We start from the raw sequence: 2,598 nt of genomic DNA on the forward strand, positions 1-2,598 counted from the left end.
GAGGAGGGGAGAGGGAACCACAGAGGCACAGAGGACACAGAGAGGCGTTGTTTGTATTTGGATGTTAGTTCGTTGTGGCGCTTTAGCGCTTTTTAGACTGACTACTCAATTGACGCGATCGCACCTACTCTATTATACTAGAAATTATGCTATCCGTTCCCCCTGTAAAAGACCTGGTACTGATCGGCGGTGGCCACAGCCACGCGATCGCCCTCAAACAGTTGGCGATGAATCCCGTTCCGGGGTTGCGACTTACCCTGATCGCCGATGTTGTGCACACCCCCTATTCGGGGATGTTGCCGGGATATATTGCCGGCCTTTATAACTTCGATGACTGTCACATCGACCTGCGGCCGTTAGCCAATTTTGCCGAGGCGAGACTGTTCGTCGATCGCGCGATCGGACTCGACCTCGACGCCAACCGAGTTCGCTGTGAAAACCGCCCCCCGGTGCCCTTCGATTTTCTATCTATCGACATCGGCAGCACCCCCGCTACCCTCACCGTCCCCGGTGCGGAAGAACACGCGATCGCCGTCAAACCGATTTCAAAATTTCTCGCCATTTGGGATAAAATAGTCGCGGATGTCGTCAAAAATCCGGCCCAAAAAAGACGGTTCGCGATCGTCGGCGGGGGCGCGGGGGGAGTGGAATTAATTCTGGCCGTCCAAAGCCATTTGCACCGAATTTTTCGCCAAAGCGGACAGCCGGAAGACAACCTGGAATTGCACCTCTTTCAACGGGGCGATCGCCTCCTCCCCGAACGCCATCTGGGAGTTAGCCGGCGGGTTAAAAAAGTTCTCAGTCGCCGGGGAATCCAGTTGCACCTGGGAGAAACGGTAACGAAAATTGAGGGGGAAAATCCCCACCGGGTCGAGTGCAATTCGGGGTTTTCGGTGGAATGCGATCGCGTTTTTTGGGTGACGCAAGCCTCCGCCGCCCCCTGGTTGAAAGCATCGGGACTCGCCGTTAGCGATCGCGGTTTTATCCTCGTCGGCGATACCCTGCAATCCGTCTCCCACCCCCACATTTTTGCGGCTGGAGATGTCGCTACAATGACCAATCATCCCCGTCCGAAAGCGGGTGTTTTTGCCGTCCGCCAGGGGAAACCCCTCACCCAAAATCTGCGCCGGTTCGCCCTCGGACAATCCTTGAAACCCTACCGGCCCCAGAAGCAATTTTTAATCTTGATCGGCACCGGAGACGAACAAGCGATCGCGTCGCGGGGGTGGTTTCGCCTCGGCCCCCATCCGCTGATTTGGAAGTGGAAAGACCGCATCGATCGCGAATTTATGGATCGCTTCGATCGGCTATCCCCCCAGATGGAAACAAAAACCCAAAATCGCCCCCGGTTATCTTCCCCACCCCCCATGCGCTGTGCCGGTTGCGGGTCGAAAGTGGGCGGTTCGATCTTGGAAAATACCCTCAAAAAAATTCGGGCGGAAACGGATTTTCCCCAAAAAGACGGGATATTGATCGGACTCGATCGCGCCGACGACGCGGCCGTTTTGCAAGTTCCCGGCGAATCGGTTATGGTGCAAACCGTCGATTATTTTCGCGCCCCATTCGACGATCCATTTTTATTCGGAAAAATCGCCGCCAACCACAGCCTCAGCGACCTATTCGCGATGGGCGCATCCCCCCACAGCGCACTGGCGATCGCAACGTTGCCCTACGCGCCGCCGGAAAAAGTGGAAGACAGCCTCTATCAACTGCTTCTGGGGGCGGTGACGGTGTTGAACGAGGCGGGGGCCGTCCTCGTCGGCGGACACACCACGGAGGGCGAAGAAATGGCCTTCGGGCTCATGTGCAACGGGTTGGCGCGACCCGAGGATCTCCTCCGCAAAGGGGGAAGCGAACCCGGCCAGGTGTTGATTTTGACGAAGGCGTTGGGCACCGGAACCCTACTGGCGGCGGATATGCGGTTGCGGGCGAAGGGCCGCTGGGTCGAGGGTGCGATCGCGTCCATGCTGCGATCCAACGGGGCGGCGGTGGATGCGTTGCGGCGCCACGGCGTCACCGCCTGCACCGACATCACCGGCTTCGGATTACTCGGACATCTGATAGAAATGATACGCGGATCTCGGGTATCGGTGGAATTGAATTTATCCGCCCTGCCCATTTTGACCGGCGCCGAAGAAACCCTCGGTCAAAAAATCTACAGTTCGCTATTCCCAGAAAATCGACGTTGGGAAGGTGCGATCGCCAACCGAGAAGCCGTCAATTCCCATCCTTATTATACCCTATTATTCGACCCGCAAACTTCGGGGGGATTGTTGGCAGCAATCCCCGAAGATCGTGCGGATTCCTGTCTCGCCGATCTCCGAGATCTGGGTTATTCCGATAGTGCGATCGTCGGTCGAGTCCGGCCCGCCGGGGCGACGGGGGTTTCTCCGATAACGATTGTTTGAAGATATGGCGGGGACTCAGGTGGTGTGGTGAGTCACCCTCAAGTGATGGTATAATTGGGGTTTGAGTGCGATTCGTTCGGGAATGAAATAGGGCTGAAATGCCCGAAACAACCTCCCGGTAAGGTTTTCATCCCCTCGGATGAATATAAGGGGCGCACCCCTGACCAACCTTATAACTGTCTGTATGTTC

General features: G+C 56.7%; 1 protein-coding gene and 1 pseudogene. Both read left to right on the plus strand.

The genetic code is table 11. The features are described from left to right. Positions 1–146 precede the first annotated feature (146 nt). A pseudogene (locus LKE08_RS00310) lies at positions 147–1,310 on the plus strand (FAD-dependent oxidoreductase); the annotation flags it as partial. A gap of 57 nt (positions 1,311–1,367) precedes the next feature. Continuing rightward, entirely contained in the window at positions 1,368–2,408 is a 1,041-nt protein-coding gene (gene selD / locus LKE08_RS00315; RefSeq protein WP_324702199.1) for a selenide, water dikinase SelD, read from the plus strand. Positions 2,409–2,598 lie beyond the last annotated feature (190 nt).

It is taken from the genome of Lyngbya sp. CCY1209, from assembly GCF_035615495.1.
Taxonomy (GTDB): Bacteria; Cyanobacteriota; Cyanobacteriia; order Cyanobacteriales; family Microcoleaceae; genus Limnospira.